The organism is Candidatus Acididesulfobacter guangdongensis (assembly GCA_004195045.1).
GTDB lineage: Bacteria > SZUA-79 > SZUA-79 > Acidulodesulfobacterales > Acidulodesulfobacteraceae > Acididesulfobacter > Acididesulfobacter guangdongensis.
On the sequence record SGBC01000001.1, the window covers coordinates 289,529 to 302,728 of the forward strand.

Annotated in this window: 12 protein-coding genes; 9 read left to right on the forward strand and 3 right to left on the reverse strand. The window is 34.0% G+C overall.

Going from position 1 to position 13,200, the window contains the following annotated elements:
* Window positions 1–20: 20 nt before the first annotated feature.
* The 3 genes from EVJ46_01385 to EVJ46_01395 form a co-directional block, all read right to left on the reverse strand.
* On the reverse strand, window positions 21–1,811 hold the full coding sequence (locus EVJ46_01385) for a methyl-accepting chemotaxis protein (protein RZD16918.1): 1,791 nt from the start codon (window positions 1,809–1,811) through the stop codon (window positions 21–23).
* A gap of 311 nt (window positions 1,812–2,122) precedes the next feature.
* Entirely contained in the window at window positions 2,123–3,487 is a 1,365-nt protein-coding gene (locus EVJ46_01390; GenBank protein ID RZD16919.1) for a sigma-54-dependent Fis family transcriptional regulator, read from the reverse strand.
* Entirely contained in the window at window positions 3,480–4,628 is a 1,149-nt protein-coding gene (locus EVJ46_01395; protein ID RZD16920.1) for a PAS domain-containing protein, read from the reverse strand. Before EVJ46_01395 ends, EVJ46_01390 begins: the two co-directional genes overlap by 8 nt.
* A gap of 281 nt (window positions 4,629–4,909) precedes the next feature.
* Here EVJ46_01395 and rplU point away from each other — a divergent pair, with 281 nt between their 5' ends.
* From rplU to EVJ46_01440, 9 genes are all read left to right on the forward strand, one after another.
* On the forward strand, window positions 4,910–5,224 hold the full coding sequence (gene rplU / locus EVJ46_01400) for a 50S ribosomal protein L21 (protein ID RZD16921.1): 315 nt from the start codon (window positions 4,910–4,912) through the stop codon (window positions 5,222–5,224).
* A gap of 63 nt (window positions 5,225–5,287) precedes the next feature.
* Entirely contained in the window at window positions 5,288–5,545 is a 258-nt protein-coding gene (locus EVJ46_01405; GenBank protein RZD16922.1) for a 50S ribosomal protein L27, read from the forward strand.
* Window positions 5,546–5,582: 37 nt separating this feature from the next.
* Window positions 5,583–6,605: a GTPase ObgE gene (gene obgE / locus EVJ46_01410; protein RZD16923.1), complete on the forward strand. Its 1,023-nt coding sequence runs from the start codon at window positions 5,583–5,585 to the stop codon at window positions 6,603–6,605.
* A gap of 37 nt (window positions 6,606–6,642) precedes the next feature.
* Complete coding sequence (gene proB, locus EVJ46_01415; GenBank protein RZD16924.1) at window positions 6,643–7,797, forward strand: glutamate 5-kinase; 1,155 nt, start codon at window positions 6,643–6,645, stop codon at window positions 7,795–7,797.
* Window positions 7,798–7,829: 32 nt separating this feature from the next.
* A complete protein-coding gene (locus EVJ46_01420; protein ID RZD16925.1) occupies window positions 7,830–9,101 on the forward strand; it encodes a glutamate-5-semialdehyde dehydrogenase in 1,272 nt (423 codons plus the stop codon).
* Entirely contained in the window at window positions 9,098–9,757 is a 660-nt protein-coding gene (gene nadD / locus EVJ46_01425) for a nicotinate (nicotinamide) nucleotide adenylyltransferase (GenBank protein ID RZD16926.1), read from the forward strand. Before EVJ46_01420 ends, nadD begins: the two co-directional genes overlap by 4 nt.
* A gap of 54 nt (window positions 9,758–9,811) precedes the next feature.
* Entirely contained in the window at window positions 9,812–10,222 is a 411-nt protein-coding gene (gene rsfS, locus EVJ46_01430) for a ribosome silencing factor (GenBank protein ID RZD16927.1), read from the forward strand.
* Between the two features lie 33 nt (window positions 10,223–10,255).
* Window positions 10,256–11,620 (forward strand): tetratricopeptide repeat protein, encoded by a 1,365-nt coding sequence (locus tag EVJ46_01435; GenBank protein ID RZD16928.1) that lies wholly within the window; start codon window positions 10,256–10,258, stop codon window positions 11,618–11,620.
* 28 nt (window positions 11,621–11,648) lie between these two features.
* Window positions 11,649–13,196, forward strand: a complete 1,548-nt coding sequence (locus EVJ46_01440) for a 2,3-bisphosphoglycerate-independent phosphoglycerate mutase (protein RZD16929.1) — start codon at window positions 11,649–11,651, stop codon at window positions 13,194–13,196.
* Window positions 13,197–13,200 lie beyond the last annotated feature (4 nt).

Genomic DNA, 13,200 nt, shown 5'->3' on the forward strand with positions numbered 1-13,200 from the left:
TACATCCTCCTTCATATTGATTAATATTTAAATTTCTTAATTATACCTATTAGTTTTTCTAATTCAGAATACACCGAAGCGGCTTCTTCAGTTGCATTCTTAGCCTTGCCGGAATTTGACGAAGCAAGGGTCGAAACTTTTTCTATATTTTCAGATATTTCCGAGGTAGCTGCGGTCTGCTCTTCTGAAGCTGCCGCGATAGAATCAATCTGGTCGGCTAAACTCAAAATATTTTTTTCTATATTGCTTAACGATTCTCCTGCTTGAGAAGCAAATCCAACCGAAGAATTAACTTCTTTAAGAGTATTATCCATGGAAGATTTGGTAGTTTGCGTATTTTGCTGAATCGTCTGAACCTTAGAAACAATCTCTTTTGTGGCTTTTACAGTCCTTTCCGCCAGTTTTCTTACCTCATCTGCAACAACGGCGAAACCTCTGCCCTGTTCTCCCGCCCTTGCAGCTTCTATGGCAGCATTTAGCGCAAGAAGGTTTGTCTGGTCTGCTATATCGTTAATAACTGAGATAATTTCTCCGATTTCTAATGAACTTTTTTCCAATCCGTTAATCATAGAGCCGAGTTTTTCCGTAAGCACTGCGACATTTTTAATACCCGATATGGCATTTTCTACTACGTTAAAACCTTCTCTTGCATTACCGGACGCTTCCTTAGCGACATTGCTGACTTTTTGCGTATTGCCGGCTATTTCCCTGATAGTCTGCGACATTTCCTCGGATGCGGCAGCCACATGGGTGGAAAGTTCCGACTGTTCTTCCGCTTTTTCGCTGATTTCAGAAACATGCGTTTCTATCGAAGTGCTGACGTCAACGATTGCCATCGCCTGTTCGTTTACCATTTGAACTATCTCTCTTATATCTATAATAAATTTATTAAATTCATTAGTCACGTCCGTTATTTCGTCATAAACGGAATTTCTGTAAACATCGCATTTTATGCAAATCCTTTCACCTTTGTCGCCGTATTTTTCAATCTGGGTATCCCAGCATCTCGGCTGCAATTCGTCCTGAAGAAGCATACAGTCTTTAATCTTTTTTCTTATAATAGTTGTTCTGTCATAGCATTCCATCGGGATAAGTTTGCTAAGGTCGCCTTCCCCTCTGGAAATATCTCTTATTCTGTTGTAAAATTTTTTCATCGGCTTAATAAAACTGTATCTGAAAGCAAGATATATGATAAATATGGCTATAACAAGGAAAATAAATGCAAATATAATAATAGTGCTTAAAAATTCCTTGGAAGAGTTTACCGTATTTTTAAGGGAATAAAGCAATTCAACGCCTCCAAGCGTTGTACCCGGTTTTACGGTATGACATTCTAAGCAGTCTATGCCTCGCTCCAATTTTTCGGCAACAAAAGGAACTCCTACCATAAGATACGGTTTTCCGTTTTTATACAGCTCTTTGACTATTGTCTTCTTGGATGCCAGTATTTTTTTGTCAAAAACAGTAGAAGGCATTTCCTGCTTTAAACCGGGTCCGAATTCTTTGTTTACAGGCGCGCCCCTTACTAGTTTAAAAGCGTCTATTCCGTGTATTTTTCTGTAGATTGCGAATAGCTGTCTTCTATCGGATTTTTTTAAAATAGTTCCGTTAATCATCATAGCATTTAAACTTGACAGCATTGTCGTTGCGGTTATAGTCGCATCGTTTTTGGTCGTGTTAACGGCAAGATTTAACTGGGTTATATAGGCATAATAAGCACCGCCCAGCACTATAATTATAAATACGGCGGAAATTATGACAAGCAATTTTGTTTTTATTGAAATCTTTTTTAATTTTGAAAAATTAAACATCACAGCCCCCTTGATAGCAATTTAATTCATTACAATAATAATTAAGAATTAAGACGACAATATGAAATAAAAAGACGATATATAGTATTCTATAATTTTTGTATTGCACATGAATGTGTACGTATACGTATTTTTATATATATATTAAATAATAAATATTGCAGTTAAACAAGAAAAAAATAAAAAAATAGGGGCGGACACAATTTATTCTGCGCATCCGGCATTGCCGCCGGCGATTTATTGCTGAAAAAAAAGGGGACTGACACCATTTATTTTAATCTTAATAGTATATTGCAGCCGTCTTTATTTGTCTATTTTATTGATGCAATTTTTCTGTAGATATTTCTTTCGCTGATGCCTGTTATATCGGCTATTTCGGACTTGCTTAAATTTTTATGCAATAAATATTTTAAATATTTTTCTTCAATTTCATTTAATGAAATATGCGAATCAAATAAATATGTAAAATCTGCATCGTTTGTTTTTCCACGGTAATTAGTAGCGGCAGTTTCTATCTGAATATGTTCGGGCATTATCGTATCTTTTACGTCCGATAAGACTATAGCCCTTTCAATAACATTTTTAAGCTCCCTTACATTACCGGGCCAGCTATAGTTAAAAAGTTTATCTACGGCATCGGGAGAAATAACTTTTGACGTATTGATTTTATTTTTTTTTGTCATAAAAAAATGGGTCAGGTAGGGAATATCTTCTTTCCTGTCTCTTAATGGGGGAAGTTCTATGATAAAACCGCTTATTCTATAATATAAATCTCCCCTGAATTTATTTTCTTCAATCATCTTTCTTAAATGTTTATTCGTAGCGGTAATAATTCTTGTATCAATTTGAATATTTTTAGACGACCCGACCCTTCTGAAACTCTTAGTGTCTATTATTCTTAATAATTTTGACTGTATAATATTGCTTATTTCTCCAATTTCATCTATAAACAATATACCTTTATCGGCATACTCCAGAAGTCCTTTTTTCAATATATCGGCGCCCGTAAAAGACCCTCTTTCGTGCCCGAACAATTCTGATTCAAACAAATTTTCGGAAAGATTGCAGGAATCCACGATTATAAGAGGATTATCCGCCCTGCCCGACATTCTGTGCAAAAGATTTGCGCTTAACTCTTTGCCCGTACCCGATTCGCCGAGAATCAGCACGTTTATATCCGATTTGGCGGCTAATCCTATATCGTCCACAACTTTTTGCGCAGCTTTAGATTTGCCTATAAAATATTTCTTAGAAATTTCTCTTTTAAAATAATCCGCCATCGTTTTTAAATTTATATTTTCAACCAATCTTTTGATAGTGAGGCTTAGCTCCTCAAGGCTTAACGGTTTGACTAAATAATCATACGCGCCTATTTTTAAAGCCGTTACGGCGCTGTCTATACTTCCGAATCCGGTTAATATTATAACTTCTGATTCTTTTGTTTTAGATTTTATTATTTTTAAGAGATCTATCCCAGACATACCAGGTAGTTTTAAATCTGAAACAACGATGTGAAAATAATAATTTTTAAGGTGTTCCATAGCTTCTTCGCCGGAAGAAACTGCGAGGGTATCATAGCCCTGATTTTTCAGATAACCGGTCATTATATTTCTATAATTTGCGTCATCATCGACTATTAATACGGATATAGTATTATTAGATATTGAATTATTCATAAGGCACTTTAATCGGCACTTTTATAGTAAATTTTGTTCCGATGTTTTCTTTTGACCTTACTTCTATTGAGCCGCCTAATGATTTTATTATACTCAGACTTATTGACAACCCCAGCCCTGAATTATCGGTCCCTTTATTTTTTGAAAAAAACGGGTCAAAAATTCTTTTAATATTTTCTATGGAAATACCTTTTCCGTTATCTATGATAAAAATAGATATGTAATCTTTCATTTTTTTGGTTATAAAATAAACTATTCCCGTGTATTCATTGACGGCTTGAATGGCATTAAGCCCTATGTTTAATATAACCTGTCTCAATCCTGCATCTGAAAAATTGATTACGGGCAGGTCTTCGCAAAATTTCTTCTCAATCATTATATGCTTCTGATTTGCAAGAAACATTAAAAGCGACAATGTTTCATCTATAGAACAATTGACATCGATTATATCCGTGGATTCGGAAACGGGTCTTGAGAAAAGCAGCATCTTTTTCGTTATTGATTTACATCTTTCTATCTCGCTCTGCATCAATCCAAAATATTTTTTAATATCGCAGCTCCCCGGTTCTATTATTATTTCAGAACTGTTTAAATTGCGCTCCAATTCTTCATTTCCGGAGATACAGTTTCTAATCATATCAATTGATGCAAGAATATTATTCAGAGGATTATTAATTTCATGCGCTACTCCTTCTGTAAGATGCGCAACTTCGGCAAGTCTTTGCGATAAATTAAATTTTGTCTCGCCGCCCGAACCTGAGCCGATCTGTCTTACTACTTCAACCGCATATACTTTTCCGGTACTGCCGTCCACTAAAGGAGCAGAACTGATTTCAACGGCTATTTCCTTATTTTTATATCCGAAATGACCGTGAATAACCTTAACGGTGTTCCTTTTTTTAATAACTTCTTCTATGGAACACGATTCCAGCATAGGATCGCATGGGTCGTCTCTCAAATGCGATACTTTATAGCAATAGTTGCCGATAATTTCATCTTTAGATAAATCAGAATTGTCCAAAAACGCCTTATTGGCATAAATAATTCTGAAATTTTCGTCAATAACGATGACACCGTCGCTTATGCTGTTTAATATATCTGAATAATTTAATGCAGCCGGCATGTTTAAATTAACCCTCATCTAAATATTATATATAATATAGAAAGTTATCTCAAAAATATTTTCTATGACAGGATTAAAAAATTAAATTTTTCTTGACTATATAAATTATTTCATATAGAATTATATGTCATTTAATTTATAGATTTTTATGCAGCAATAACTATAACTGCAATAAATGTAATAAATGTAACTATATATAATACTTCATTATAATATAACATTAAATTACATAATATAATTATAATACAATTAAGACTTATAGAATAACAAAAATTCCAATAATATTATAGAGGTATTTTATGAACGATTACGCAGTTATTATTTCAGGTTCTAAACAATACAAAGTGTCTATAGGAGACACAATAAAAACGGAAAAGCTGAACATCGAAAAAGGCGGCGAGGTAATCTTCAGCGCCAGCATGACGAAAAAAGGCGATGCAATTACTATAGGCAGTCCTATTATTGAAAATACAAATGTAAAAGGAATAGTCGTCAAAGAAGAAGGCAAGGCGAAAAAGGTTATAGCTTTTAAAATGAAAAGGCGAAAAGGCGAAAGAAAAAGAATAGGACACAGACAAAGGTTTTCAGAAATTAAAATTACGGAAATTTCATAAAGAATTATTAAAAAATTTTAATAATTTTAACAATAATTAAAATTAAATTAAAAGGGTGTTAAAATGGCTCATAAAAAAGCTGGCGGCAGTTCAAGAAACGGCAGGGACAGTCAAGGACAAAGGCGCGGCGTGAAAAAATTCGGCAGCGAAAAAATAAAAACAGGACAGATTATAGTTAGGCAGGTTGGTTCAACATTTCATCCGGGAAAAAATGTTAAATCCGGAAGAGATTACACATTATTTGCTATAGCGGACGGCTATGTAAAATTTCATTACGGGAAAAATGACAGAAAATTTGTAAGCGTCGTTGAAGAATTATGATATCCGGCGATAGAAAAATAATAATTTTTTATTTTATATGAAATTTATAGATAATGTTTTAATAACCGTTGTTTCTGGAAACGGAGGGAAAGGAGCGGTTAGTTTCAGACGTGAACGGTTTATCCCGAAAGGAGGACCGGACGGCGGCGAAGGAGGGGACGGCGGCGACGCAATAATTACTGCAGACCATAATGTTCTGAGCCTTCTTGACTTCAAGTACAAACCTAAATATCCTGCAGAAAATGGAAAAAATGGACAGGGCGCAAACAAAAAAGGAAGAAATGGAAGCGCTCTTAATATAAAAGTTCCGGTAGGAACTTCGATAATCGATTTCGAAACAAAAGAAATTATAGCAGATCTTACCAAAGACCGCGAACAGTTTATTATATGCAAAGGCGGGCGCGGCGGTAAAGGCAATGCATTTTTTAAATCTTCTACCAATAGAAGACCGCGTTTTTCGCAGCCCGGAATGCCGGGTGAAACAAAAAAAATATATCTGGTTCTAAAAAGCATAGGGGATATCGGGATAATCGGTCTTCCTAACGCAGGCAAATCTACTCTGATTTCTAAACTCTCTCAGAGTCATCCTGAAATATCGTCCTATCCTTTTACTACGAAATCTCCGAATCTTGGCGTGTTTATGGATGAAGAAGCTGGGGATGAAGAAACCCGCAAATCTTTTGTTATAGTCGATATACCGGGTATTATGGAAGGAGCTTCGGATGGTTACGGTCTAGGTTTGATTTTCTTAAAACATATTGAAAGAGCCAAAATTTTACTGCACTTAATAGAAATCGGCAAACCTGACGAAATTATAAATAAATTTAATATAGTAATCGGCGAAATAGATAAATTTAATAGCGATATACTGACAAAAAAACAGATTGTCGTTATAAACAAAATTGATACAATAAAAAATAAAAAGGAATACGCCGACATTAAAAATAAAGTATCCGCACATCTTAAATCTTCAGGCATTGAATTATTATTTATATCTGCAGCCGAAGGTTCAGGGATTGATGAATTAAAAGAAAAATTAAAATTATTAGTCGATTATTAAATAATCAAATTAAGCTTTAAATAAAAAATTTAAAATAATGACTGAAATTATTAATCAAAATAATGATTTCTTTAATTTAAAAAAAAGAATAGTAGTCAAAATAGGCACTCAGGTTTTAATAGACGACGACGGAAAGCTGTCGTCTGCATCATTTAGAAAAATTACTGAATTTGTTGACGCTCTGAGATTTAAAAAAAAAGAGGTTATTTTAGTTTCATCCGGCGCAATTGCTGCAGGAAGAAATGTTCTGAATATCGAAACATCCGCAAAATTTTTGACTATTCCCCAAAAACAGGCTCTGGCTTCTTGCGGGCAGTCTCTTCTTATGAAAACTTATTCATCCCATTTTAAAAAATACAATATAAAAACCGCTCAAATTCTTTTAACCAAAGACGACATATCGTCAAGAAAAAGATTTACCAACGCAAGAAATACTATCTATGAACTGTTAAAAAATAATGTCGTTCCGATTATTAACGAAAACGACACGATATCAACCGAGGAAATTAAATTTTCAGATAATGATTATCTATCCGCGCTTACGGCAAATCTTGCCTGCGCCGACCTTTTGATAATATTATCAAATGTTAACGGGGTATATGATAAAAATCCATATTTGAACAATTCTGCAAACCAGATAAAAATAATAGATAATATCAAAAACTTTATAGACGATTTTAAGGATAATTCTAAAAGCATTCATGGAACAGGCGGTATGAAATCAAAACTTGAGTCTGCTTATATTGCGTCAGAGGCAGGAATAGACACCATAATTGCCTCAGGAAAAGATAAAAAAGTCCTTAAATCTCTATCGGACGGCAAAATCACCGGAACATTTATTTTGTCTTCTTGCGAAGAAATCAGCAAAAAAAAACACTGGCTTATATTCGGTATGGAAAAAAACGGTCTGCTGGTCTGCGATCAGGGCGCTATAGAAGCTATTACAATTAACAATAAAAGTCTGCTTGCAAGCGGCATAATAGATGTCAAAGGAAATTTTAAAAAACATAACGGCATATACATCGCAAACGAACAAAATAAAATTGTCGCCGCCGGAATTTCTAATTTTGATGCCGAAGAAATAAAAAAGATTAAAGGCTTAAAGTCAAGCGAAATTCAAGTGATGCTGAACAGCATGCATGCAAACGGGATAGGAATAGCCGTTCATAAAAATAATATGGTGCTGCTTTAAAGTAAATTAATATAAAATCGGGAATAAATATTATGAAAGAACAAAATCTCAGTATAGAAATTATTGCAAAACAAACATACGAAGCAAGCAGTTTTATCGCAAATGCAAGCAGTTTAACAAAACTTAGCCTGCTAAACGATATTGGAAAATTACTTTTAGAAAACAAGGAATTTTTAATATCAGAAAATTCAAAAGATATACTGCACGCCAAACAAAACTCGCTAAAAGAATCTCTTGTAGACAGATTGACTATCAGTGAAAAAACTATAAATTCGATGATGGCATCCATAGAGGACGTTAAGAAAATAAAAGACCCCATAGGTGAAATAGAAAATATTTCCATAAGACCCAATGGTCTCATGGTCGGTAAAATGCGCATTCCGCTGGGGGTTATAGGAATAATTTACGAATCGAGACCCAATGTAACGCTTGATGCTTCTATACTCTGCCTGCTGTCAGGAAATGCCGCCGTCCTCAGGGGAGGTTCGGAAGCCATTAATTCTAATCTTGCTCTTATTTATATTATAAAAGAAGCTTTGAAAAAAAATGGGCTATCTGAAAATATTATATCTATGGTTCCTTATACCGACCGTTCTGCCGTGTTAGAACTCATATCGCAAAAAAAATATATTGACCTTGTGATACCGAGAGGCGGCGAAGGTTTAATTTCATTCGTAACAGAAAATTCAAAAATTCCCGTAGTAAAACATGACAAAGGTGTTTGCCATATATACATAGATGAAGCCTGCAATATCCAAAAAGCCGTTGAAATCGTTATTAACGCCAAAGTTCAGAGACCTTCCGTGTGTAATGCATTAGAAACTCTTCTTGTCCATGAAAAAATAGCGGATAAATTTATGCCTATTCTGCTGAAAGAATTAAGCGGCAGAAACGTAGAAACAAGATTAGATAATGAGCTTCTGCATATATTTAAAAATCAGTTTAACTTCATTGCCGCCGCTTCTGCTAATGATTGGAGCGAAGAATATTTAGACCTTATTTTATCAATAAAATCTGTAAAAAACATTGACTCTGCCATAGAGCATATAAAAAAATACGGGTCAAACCATACGGAAGCAATAATAACGGAAAATTATACCAATGCAATGGATTTTATTAAAAAAGTCAACTCTTCCTGCGTTTTGATAAATGCATCTACAAGATTTAACGACGGCTTTGAACTTGGACTCGGGGCGGAAATAGGCATATCTACATCAAAAATACATGCGTACGGACCTATGGGAGCGAAAGAACTCACTACAACAAAATTTGTAGTTTTTGGAAATTATCAGACAAGAATATGAAAATAGGTATATTCGGCGGATCATTCAATCCGGTACATTACGGGCATTTAAGAACATGCGAAGAACTTATTGAAAAAGCTTCTCTCGATAAAGTAATATTTATACCGACGAATATTACTTCCAACAAACAGGAAACCGCAATAAATTCCGGCAGCAGATTTGAAATGGTAAAGATGGCTATAGCCTCCAATGCTAAATTTGAAGCATCAGACATTGAAATCAAAAGAGGCGGGGTTTCATTTTCTTACAATACCATAAAAGAATTAAAAGAAATATACAGCTGCGACGAACTTTTTTTTATTATAGGATTTGAAGCCTTTACTGAAATCAGAAATTGGAAAAAAAGCCCTCTGCTTTTTGAAATGACTAATTTTATAATTATTAACAGGGGTATGGATATAAAAACAAAATATGAAAATTTAGTCTCAATCTCAAAATATATTCCTGAACCGGTATGCAATAAGATGACCGTCGATATTAGCCGCGATAGACTAATAATATATCCCGAAAATATATCCGTATTTTTGTTCGAGGTTACCAGGTTAGATATATCTTCGACAAAAATAAGAAATAACTTTAAAAAAAAATTATCCAATCGTTTTTTGTTGCCAAACGATACAATTGAATATATAATAAACAATAATATATATATGTGATGTATTTAATTTACATTAAATAAACCATTTAAACTAAACTATAATAAAAAATACGTGAATTCAATAACAACAGCCAATATAGACGACAGTGCCGCAAACGGCAAAAAAGTACTGAGAAAAAAATTTAAAAGAACCAGTAAAGAAATAAGGGCAGTTATAAATTATCTATCCGACAAAAAGGCAAAAAATATTATCGTTCTCGATATCAGAAAAGTATCTCAGCTTGCAGATTTTATAATTATTGCGACGGGAATCTCCGACCGACAGGTCGCTGCTATAGCCGATAATGTTTTAACATCCGTAAAAAGAAAACCTATAGCGGTCGACGGGACTGACACTTCAAGATGGGTTGCGATGGATTACGGCGATATGATGATACATATTTTTGTCGAGCCTTACAGGTCTTTTTACAATCTTGAAAATTTATGGCCGGATGCTAAAGAACTTGCTATAGAAGACAAATAATGAAATAAGAACATAACATATAATAAAATTCATATGTATTTAATAGTCCTTTTTATATTAATTTTAATACTCGTTGCATTTTTTGAATATCTCTATGTTTTAAATCCGATAAAAATTCCGCTTCACTATCTCCCCGGAAATCATAATGTAGTGGATTATTATTTAATTTTTTACATTTTTGCCGCTTTTTTAATCGGCATTTTATTATTTCTTATTATAACCCTAATAAAAAATATTACCGTTTATCTAAGAAACTGGGTAAAAAACAAAAAACAGTTTATTATCACGGAAATCGACAATTCAATAGACAAAGCCGAAGATTTATATATTAAAGCCCAGTACGACAGGGCAATCGATATCTTAAAAAAATATCTTTCTAAATATGAAAACAGCGTTAAAGCATATATTCTGCTATTTAAAATATACAAACATAAAGGAGATTTTAAATCTGCCGAAAACTTTATTAACAAAGCGCTGGAAGTAGATGTGAACAATGTTAAGGCGCTTAATGAAGCGGGAAATTTGCATAAACTTAATAAAAATTATGAAAAAGCAGCATCTTTTTTTAATAAAGCCGTTGAAATTGCGCCGGACAATCTTTATGCCATACTTCAGCTTAAAGACCTGTATATAAAAAATTCAGAATGGAAAAATGCCTATAAAATGTCAAAACTTTTTTTAAGCCAATCCAAGGACAGAAATATAAATAAAAAAGAAGAAAAGGACATGATAGGACTAAAATATGAATACGGCAAGTATCTATTGGAAAATGAAAATGATTTAGAAAGATCGGCAAAAAGATTTAATCAGGTTATTTCTCAGGATAAATATTTTGCCGGCGCATATATATCGCTGGGAGATATTTTAATAAAAAAAGATAAAACAAATGACGCATTCAAATTATGGGAAAAGGCTTTCCTTAAAACAAACAGTTTTGCAGTAATTATAAAAATGGAAGACGCCGCAATTAAGGCAAACAGTCCTCAAAATATAATAAAATTTTATCAGGAACTTATATATAATAATCCTGAAAAATGGGAGTACAGGCTGTTCCTTGCAAAATTTTACGTGCGCATTGAGATGGTTGACGAAGCCATATCTAATCTTAAAACTATTCCTTCTTCCATATTTAAAGATAATTCATTATACCTGCTTCTCGGGGAATGCTATTTAAAAAGAGGGAAAACAAATGAAGCATCGTCTTCCTTCAGAAAAGCTTTAAAAAACCAGTACCCTGTAAAATTACCTTTCGTATGTTCTAAGTGTAATTACAGTTCGTTAAATTATACAAGCTTATGTCCTTCCTGTCTTTCATGGAATACAATGAACATCAGGTCAAATTCATTATACGAATCTTTTGCAAAGGAAGAACCGCAGAATATTTTTAATTTGACATAGCGTATATCAAAAAATTGAGAGGTTAAAAGTGAAAAAATATAAGAGCGCGGCATTAATAATTTTAGACGGATTTGGTCTGTCGGATAAAATTAAGGGCAATGCAGTAAAAAATGCAAAAGCAGATTTTATTAACGGCATCTTTAAAGAATATCCCTTTACTTCTTTGAAAGCACATGGAAAGGACGTCGGTCTCCCGAACGGCACTATGGGCAACTCGGAAGTCGGACACTCTAACATCGGCGCAGGACGGATATTAATGCAGGACTTAACTAAAATTAACGATGCCATAGAAAATGATACGCTAAAAAACAATCCTGTTTTATTGAATTTTGTTAATTCGATAAAACAGGGCAACGGAAGAGTTCATTTAATGGGCTTGGTTTCAGAAAGCGGAGTTCATGCAGAATTAAGTCATTTAATATATCTGATAAATTTTTTCTATGAAAATAATGCGAAAGAAATTTATATCCACTGTTTTTTAGACGGCAGAGATTCGCCGCCAAAAAGTTCCGGTACTTTTTTAAAAAAACTTACGGACGCCATCGGAAACAGGAAAGATAAAATATCCATCGCAACTGCAATAGGCCGTTTTTACGCAATGGACAGGGATACTAGATGGGATAGGGTCCAACTCGCTTTTAATATGCTCACAAAAGCGGAAGGAAAAATATACGACGATGTTTTTGAAGCAATAAATGATAACTACTCTCACGACATTACAGATGAATTTATAACACCGTCTATAATAAAACAAAATAACGGCAATAGAGACGGCAGAATTCATCCTGAAGACGGAGTACTTTTTATAAACTATAGAGCGGACAGAGCAAAAGAAATAACGAAAGCTCTTTCTTTAGAAACATTTAATTTTTTTGACAGAAATTCATTTAAGCCGGTTAAAAATTTTATAACCATGGCAAAATACGATGATTCTTTTAAGAACAAATATATCGTGGAACCGCAGAATTATAAAAATATATTAGGCGAGGTAATTTCAGACAGCGGATTAAAACAGTTCAGAATAGCTGAAACGGAAAAATATGCGCATGTAACTTATTTTTTTAATTGCGGACGTGAAGAACCTTTTAAAAATGAGGATAGACTACTGATACCTTCACCGAGAGAATATAGGACATATGATTTAATACCTGAAATGAGCGCTTTTAAAATTAAAGACGCTCTTATTGAAAAATTAAAACTTAATGAATATTCTTTATCCGTATGCAATTTCGCAAATTGCGACATGGTCGGACACACAGGAAATTATGATGCTGCCGTTAAAGCCGTGGAAACCGTTAATTCCGCACTCAGTGAAATTATACCGGTAATTTTAAAAAATGACGGCGTATGCATAGTAACGGCAGACCACGGAAACGCCGAAACTATGATTGACGACAATGGCGCTCCTATGACCAATCATACTTTAAATCCCGTTCCGCTTTGTATAGTATCAAATTATAAAAATGAAATACCTCCGCTGAAGCCCGGAAGATTGTCTGACATTGCGCCGACTATACTGAGCCTTTTAGACATAAATATACCGGCTGAAATGACAGGGCGTGTTTTATGGGAGTAAAATA

What these genes read in the sequence shown, in the direction of transcription:
- EVJ46_01390 (RZD16919.1), bottom strand. Translation starts at nt 3,487, where the DNA reads ATGAATAATTCAATATCTAATAATACTATATCCGTATTAATAGTCGAT.
- EVJ46_01385 (RZD16918.1), bottom strand. Translation starts at nt 1,811, where the DNA reads ATGTTTAATTTTTCAAAATTAAAAAAGATTTCAATAAAAACAAAATTG.
- obgE (RZD16923.1), top strand. Translation starts at nt 5,583, where the DNA reads ATGAAATTTATAGATAATGTTTTAATAACCGTTGTTTCTGGAAACGGA.
- proB (RZD16924.1), top strand. Translation starts at nt 6,643, where the DNA reads ATGACTGAAATTATTAATCAAAATAATGATTTCTTTAATTTAAAAAAA.
- rplU (RZD16921.1), top strand. Translation starts at nt 4,910, where the DNA reads ATGAACGATTACGCAGTTATTATTTCAGGTTCTAAACAATACAAAGTG.
- EVJ46_01420 (RZD16925.1), top strand. Translation starts at nt 7,830, where the DNA reads ATGAAAGAACAAAATCTCAGTATAGAAATTATTGCAAAACAAACATAC.
- EVJ46_01405 (RZD16922.1), top strand. Translation starts at nt 5,288, where the DNA reads ATGGCTCATAAAAAAGCTGGCGGCAGTTCAAGAAACGGCAGGGACAGT.
- EVJ46_01435 (RZD16928.1), top strand. Translation starts at nt 10,256, where the DNA reads ATGTATTTAATAGTCCTTTTTATATTAATTTTAATACTCGTTGCATTT.
- EVJ46_01395 (RZD16920.1), bottom strand. Translation starts at nt 4,628, where the DNA reads ATGAGGGTTAATTTAAACATGCCGGCTGCATTAAATTATTCAGATATA.
- nadD (RZD16926.1), top strand. Translation starts at nt 9,098, where the DNA reads ATGAAAATAGGTATATTCGGCGGATCATTCAATCCGGTACATTACGGG.